The organism is Streptomyces sp. NPDC020996, assembly GCF_040641355.1.
In the GTDB taxonomy this organism is placed as follows: Bacteria; Actinomycetota; Actinomycetes; order Streptomycetales; family Streptomycetaceae; genus Streptomyces.
Window position 1 is genome coordinate 92,269 of the sequence record NZ_JBFADM010000028.1, and the last position, 6,344, is coordinate 98,612.

The following is a 6,344-nucleotide window of genomic DNA, read 5'->3' on the forward strand; positions in this document are numbered from 1 at the left end:
CGGGCGGGTCGCGGCGCCGGTGGCACACTCTGGGGTGTGCCGACGACGTTCGACGACCTCCTCGCCCGTGCCCGTGCCCTGCCCCGGGCGGGCCGCCGTGCGGTGCTCGGCATCACCGGCAGCCCGGGCGCGGGCAAGACGACGCTCGCCGAGCACCTGGTCCGCGAGCTGAACGGCGACGGAAGGCCGTGGGTGGCGCACGTCCCCATGGACGGCTTCCACCTCGCCGACGCCGAGCTGGACCGGCTCGGCCGCCGTGCCCGCAAGGGCGCGCCGGACACCTTCGACGCCGCCGGGTACGCGGCGCTGCTGCGGCGGCTGCGGGACGACACCACGGACGTCGTCTACGCGCCGGGCTTCGAGCGGGTCCTGGAGCAGCCGGTCGCGGGCGCGATCCCGGTGCCGCCGACCGCCCGGCTGGTGGTGACGGAGGGCAACTACCTGCTGCTGGACACGGGCGCGTGGGCGCGGGTGCGGCCGCACCTGGACGAGGTGTGGTTCTGCGAACTGGACGAGGACGAGCGGGTGCGCCGGCTGGTCGCCCGGCACGAGGAGTTCGGCAAGGACCACGAGGCGGCCGTGGCCTGGGTGGAGCGCTCGGACCAGCGCAACGCCGAACTGGTGGCGGCGACGCGCGAGCGGGCGGACCTGGTGGTGCGGGCTCCGGGGCGGGCGGACCGGCCCTGAGCGGAGCCGGGGTCCCGGGACGCCGTTCCCGGGACCCGGTTTCACGCGGTGGCGCGCAGGGTCAGTTCCGGTTCCGCGTGGGCGTCGCCCGCCACCGGGCCGAGCACGGCGGTGAAGGCGTCCGCGCGGACGGTGAGGGCGTCCCCGTCCCGCTCGAAGACCGGGGCGAACGCCTCCCGTGAGCCGTACTGAACGGCGAACACGCTCAGGTCCTCCGGGGCGCCCGGGGCAGGCCCGGCCTCCAGCGCGCTGGAGGCGACCAGGTGCCGCCAGCCCTCGTCGGGGTCGCCGTAGCCGCGCGGGTCGGCGGCCAGGGCGAACGCCGCCTGCTCCTGGGTGAGTTCGGCTCGGGCGTCGAAGTGGTCGGGACCCGGTGTTCCGGGGTGGGTCAGCCGCAGCGCGCCCGCCGAGGCCACGGCCCCGTCGGCCGTGCGGCGCACCCGGTCGCCGTCGTCGGCCGCGTACGGCAGCCCGGCCAGCAGGTACGGCGCCCCGGACAGCCGCTCCACCGCGACCACCGTCCACAGGCGGCTGCCGTCCGTGACGTACAGGGAGCGGATATGGCGCAGCACCTGGTCGGGGCCGACGACCGGCTTGGTCACCAGTTTGGCCGCCAGGCCGTCGGCGCGCACGTCGCGGACTCGGACCTCCCCCATCGGGCGGCACAGCAGGAACCCGTCGGTGACCGGGCCGAACCCGTGCCTGCGGTTCACGGCCGCCGCCAGCCAGTACGTGCCGTCCGCCTCGACCAGGGAGGGGGTCATCCGGTCGTCGAAGGCCACCGAGACCGTGCCGGCCCGCAGCTGGTGCCGGGCCGGCGCCGTCGACGGCGTACGGTGCCAGCGCGTCGTGTCCTGGATCTGCCAGACCAGCATCCACGCGAAGTGGCCGTCGATCCCGCCGTCCGGCTTCACCGCGTGCCGCCCCCACCGTGTGTCGCCCCGGTAGCGGCCCAGGTCGGCTCCGATGCGGGCGCCGAAGTAGCGCAGGCCGAGGACGGACTCGAAGGCGGAGTGCTGCTCGCTGTAGCGGGGGCCGCCGTTGTCGAAGCCGCCGCCGGTGAGCCGGGCGTCGATGTAGCGGGCCAGGGCGTCGCCGTCGGCGGCGAAGACCTCCTCGCCGCTGACCCGGTGCGCCTGGGCGAGGAACGACAGGGAGATCGGACCGTAGTTGTTGTCGTAGGCGCCGCCGTGCTCGGGGGGCAGCAGGGCGCCCCGGTCACGCACGCGGTGGGCGCGGATCTCGTCGGCGTAGAGCCCGAGGGCGCGTTCGCGGACCCGCTCGCCCTCCGCGTCCGGCAGGTGGCGGGCCAGCATCAGGCCGCCCACCACGCAGCCGATCGCCTGGTTGGCGGCCTCCTGCGGGTTGAAGAAGGTGGCCTCGGTCAGCCAGCGCCAGTAGCCGCGCGCCACCTGGAGCAGCCTGCCCCGCTGGTCGTCGTCCACCAGACCGTCGGCCAGGTCGAGGACGTTCACCGCCTGAAGCAGCGCCCACACGGTGCTCGGCCAGTCGCCGATGGGGTGGGCGCCCGCCTGGAGGACGTACCGGGCGTACGGGAGGCCCGAGTCGCGGACCCTGAGGTTGGGGTAGCCGGGGTTGTCCTCGGTGAAGACCCGCTGGTCCAGGTGGAAGGCGAGGCTGCGGCGCACCGCGTCCGGCAGGCGGGGGTCCTCGGTGCGCTGCCAGGCGAGCGCCAGCAGCGAGGTGACGCCGAGGGAGGTGTCGCCGATGTCGTCGGTGCAGTCGGGGTGTTCGAGGCTGCCCTCGGGGGTGAGCCGGGCCAGGGCTTGCTCGGTGACGTCGGCGAGGACGGCGTCGTACGCCTCGGGGGTGTCGGGGAGGTCGTGCAGCGGGGCGCGCTGGTGTGGGAGGTGCACGGGGATCAGCCCTTCATGCCGGATGTGGCCATGGCGTGGGGTCGGGGTCACCCGACGGGTGCGGGCCGGTGGGCGCGCAGCGCGACGGTCAGTGTGTGCGGGCCCTGGCCGCCGACGTAGACGCGGTTCCCGGCCGTCGCGTCGGTGCCGCCCACCACGGTGTGGTCCTGGCCGGGGTCGTAGCGCAGGACGTCGCCGCGGTCCGGCCCGGCGAGCGGTTCGCCGGCCTCGACGCGGACCTCGGCCCGGATCTCGTCCTCGCCGGCCCGGTAGGTCATCGGCCCGGTCGTCAGGCACCAGCGTCCGTCGCCGATCGGTACGGCGCCCTCCGGCACGCCGCCCGGCCGGAAGGTCAGTTCGAGGGCCCAGGGCACAGGCGGTCCGCTGATGTCGATCCGCAGGTCGGCGCCGTCCTCCCTCAGGTCCACCTCCACGCGGGTCGTGTGCGAGACCTCGTCCCGGGGCCGGTCCGGGAAGGCCATCGCGGCCGAGAAGCGCCCCTCGTCAGCCATCAGGTAGGCGCCGTCGTCCCGCCGCAGGCCCGGCGGGAGCGGCTGGTAGTAGGCGGCCGTGAGGGTTTCGGTGAGCCGGTAACGGGTGTCGGTGAGCCGGTGCATGTCGGCGGCGCGGAAGGGGCCGAGGTCGAAGAAGCCCCGGGAGAGCCGGACCGCGTCGAGGACGGCGCCGCCGGCGAACAGGCGCAGGAACGTGGGATTGCAGGCGAGGCCCGAACGGATGCGCCGGTGCTCGGGCACGTCGGAGCCGCCGTACACCACGGTGTGCACGCCGGGCGAGGCGTGTGCGGCCAGGCGTGCGGAGGCGATGTACCGGTCGCGTGGGAGTCGCTCCGCGGCCGGGGGCGGCAGGACGTGGCACAGGTCCGGGGTGAGGAGGGTCTCGGCGAGCAGGCCGGGGTCGTCGATGCCGTCGGCGGCCGCCAGCCGCGCCGCCCGGCTGAAGTCGCCCCGGCCGGTGCGGATCGCGAGCAGCCGGTAGTGCGGCAGGTAGGGCGCGAGCGGGAACGGGTGGTTCTGGTCCTGCCGTCGCGAGTGGACGGTCTCCACCGTCGCGTCCGGCCTGATGAGGTCCAGGGTCGTGGCGAGGTTGCGTTCGACGGCGTCCAGCAGGTCGGCGCGGCCGAGAACGTCGGCCAGCAGCAGCAGCGACGGGTTGGACACGTGGGCCGCGTAGTTGGCGCTGCGTTCCGAGTACAGGCCCTCCGCGTCGATGTCGACGCCCTCGCCGAGCCACTCCTCGACCCGGGCGGGCAGCCGGTCGTCGGGGAAGGACCGGTGCAGCCGGGCCAGCGCCGCGCACAGCTCCCAGCGGTGGTTGGGGGTGTGCACCCCGCCGGTCAGAAGGCTGCCGGTGGCGGCACGGGCGATCTCGGCGAGCGCGGCCGTGACGTCGCGCAGTTCCGGCCCGGCGCCGGCGGCGAGGACGTGCGCGTCGCACACGTCGTTGACGGTGAACGCCGAGTCGGGGGGTGACTGCACGTTGTCGCCGCCGGCGAAGAGGCCGGTGGGTGTCTGCGCGGCCCGCAGGGCGCGGAGGTGGGTCATCGCGGCGGCCACGGCCCGCTCGCTGCCGTGCAGTGCCGAGTCCGGGGAACGGTAGGCCGCGACCAGCGTCTTCACCCGGCGCGCCAGGGCGCGGTGGGGCGCCCCGGCGGGTTCCTCGTCGGGGCCGGCCGTCAGCGGGACGGCCGACCGGTCGGCGGCGCGGGCCGCCGCGCGGACGAACTCGTGGTCGAGCGGGGTGGGCACGGTCAGTCCTTCAGTCCGGCGTTGATGTCGGCGCCCATGACGTAGCGCTGGAAGACCAGGAAGATGGCGATCAGCGGGATCATGGAGATGACCGACGCGCCGAGCAGGACCGACCAGTTGATGTTCTGCGCGCCGACGATGCTCTGGATGCCGATCTGCACGGTGAACTTGTTCGGGTCGTTGAGCATCAGCAGCGGCCAGATGTAGTCGTTCCACCGCCACTGGAAGGACAGGATGGCGAGGGTCAGCATGATCGGCCGGGACAGCGGCACCATGATCCGCAGGAAGATCGACAGTTCGCGGGCGCCGTCGATGCGCGCGGCCTCCACGAGTTCGTCGGGAACCGTCAGGAAGAACTGGCGGAACATGAAGCATCCGGTCGCGGTGAGCACGGCCGGCAGGACGATGCCCGCGAAGGAGTTGTAGAGGCCGAGGTTGCGGACGACCAGGAACTCCGGGGCGAGCATGACCTCGGACGGCAGCATGGTGGTGGCCAGGATGCAGATGAAGAACGCCTTGAGCCACTTGTTGTCGTACTTGGCCAGCGCGTAACCGGTGCAGCAGCTGACACCCACCGTGAGGATCGTCGTGATCACGCACACGAGGGTCGTGTTGACGAAGTACTGGGAGAAGTTGGCACTGCGCCACGCCGTGAGGTAACCCGACAGGGTGGGGTTGTGCGGAACCAGCGTCAGCGGATACGAGAACAGGTCCGAGGCCGGTTTGAGTGAGCTGAGGATGAACCACAGCACCGGCAGCCCGTACAGGCATGCGAGGATCCACAGCAGGGTCGTCGCGGACACCGCCCGCCGGAGCCCGCCGCCGGCCGCTCCGCGGGGGCGCTTCTTGGCGACGGCCCGTCCGGGACCGGCGTCGACAGGGCGTGGAATGTCTGTGGTTGTCATCGGTTCTCCACCCGCCGGTTGACGATCAGCTGGATGATCGCGACGGCCATCAGAATGAGCATGAGCACGAATGACGCGGCGCTCGCGTAGCCGATCTGACCCCGTTTGAAGCCGGTCTCATAGATGTACTGGACGAGCAGGTTGTTCGACGTTCCGGGTCCGCCGTTGTTGAGGGCCACGAACACCGGGTATTCCTTCATCGCGTTGATCGTGTTGAGCAGGATGACGATGAACGAGGTGGGCGCGATGCTCGGCAGGGTGATGCTGACGAACTGCCGCCAGGGGCCCGCTCCGTCGAGGGAGGCCGCCTCGTAGTACGAGGTGGGCACGTTCTTGATCGCCGCTATGAACAGCAGCATCGAGAAACCCGTCCAGGCCCACGATGCCGCCATCACCACCACCAGCAGGGACAGGTCCGCGTTCGACTGCCACGGTACGGCGCTTCCACCGAGCTTCTCGATGACGTAGTTGACCAGTCCGAAGTTCTCACCGAACAGCCACCGCCACAGGACACCCACGACGATGGGCGACAGCAGCCACGGGATGAAGAAGATGACGCGGGCGACCGACGTGCCCTTCGCGTGCTTGCTCACCACCAGGCTGGCGGCGGCCAGCGCGAGCGCGAAGTTCAGCGGTACGAAGAGCACCGCGTACAGCAGCGTCCGCGTCAGCGCGTCGTAGAAGGTGGAGTCGCCGAACAGGTTGTGGTAGTTGTCCAGTCCGACGAACTGGAACGCCCCCACGCCCGTGTAGTTCGTGAAGGAGTAGACGAGCCCGATCACCGCCGGCCACACGAAGAACAGCGCGAAGAGCACGACATTGGCCGCGATGAGGACGAGCGGCGCAAGAATGTACTTACTGCGTCTCCTGGGCGGGCTCGCGGACAAGACCGAGGCGCGTTTTGTCATCTTCCTGACTCCGTGCTGGTGGAATGGGTTCCTGTGGGCTCGGGCCATGAGCCCGGCATCACGTGGGCGCCCAGGGCCGGGCGGCGGGGTATCGGCCCGCCGCCCCGCCCGGGGGCCATCGCTGCGCCGCCGCCCGGGGGGGTGTTGCCGGCCCCGCTGTTGTCCAGATCGGAAGAGCGGGGGGTAGGGGAAGAGTGTTGA

Annotated in this window: 5 protein-coding genes; 1 reads left to right on the top strand and 4 read right to left on the bottom strand. The window is 72.1% G+C overall.

Features of this window, described 5'->3' with window-relative positions; translation table 11 throughout:
* Positions 1–36: 36 nt before the first annotated feature.
* On the top strand, positions 37–687 hold the full coding sequence (locus tag AB0G63_RS20425; RefSeq protein WP_360751990.1) for a nucleoside/nucleotide kinase family protein: 651 nt from the start codon (positions 37–39) through the stop codon (positions 685–687).
* Positions 688–728: 41 nt separating this feature from the next.
* On the opposite strand, the gene AB0G63_RS20430 is transcribed toward AB0G63_RS20425, so the two are convergent.
* The 4 genes from AB0G63_RS20430 to AB0G63_RS20445 are packed head-to-tail and all read right to left on the bottom strand — an operon-like array spanning position 729 to position 6,143.
* Positions 729–2,564, bottom strand: a complete 1,836-nt coding sequence (locus AB0G63_RS20430) for a hypothetical protein (RefSeq protein WP_360751992.1) — start codon at positions 2,562–2,564, stop codon at positions 729–731.
* 47 nt (positions 2,565–2,611) lie between these two features.
* Positions 2,612–4,330 (bottom strand): hypothetical protein, encoded by a 1,719-nt coding sequence (locus AB0G63_RS20435; protein WP_360751995.1) that lies wholly within the window; start codon positions 4,328–4,330, stop codon positions 2,612–2,614.
* 2 nt (positions 4,331–4,332) lie between these two features.
* Positions 4,333–5,235 (bottom strand): carbohydrate ABC transporter permease, encoded by a 903-nt coding sequence (locus AB0G63_RS20440; RefSeq protein WP_360751997.1) that lies wholly within the window; start codon positions 5,233–5,235, stop codon positions 4,333–4,335.
* A complete protein-coding gene (locus AB0G63_RS20445; protein WP_360752000.1) occupies positions 5,232–6,143 on the bottom strand; it encodes a sugar ABC transporter permease in 912 nt (303 codons plus the stop codon). Before AB0G63_RS20445 ends, AB0G63_RS20440 begins: the two co-directional genes overlap by 4 nt.
* Between the last annotated feature and the right edge of the window lie 201 nt (positions 6,144–6,344).

What these genes read in the sequence shown, in the direction of transcription:
- AB0G63_RS20440 (WP_360751997.1), bottom strand. Translation starts at nt 5,235, where the DNA reads ATGACAACCACAGACATTCCACGCCCTGTCGACGCCGGTCCCGGACGG.
- AB0G63_RS20445 (WP_360752000.1), bottom strand. Translation starts at nt 6,143, where the DNA reads ATGACAAAACGCGCCTCGGTCTTGTCCGCGAGCCCGCCCAGGAGACGC.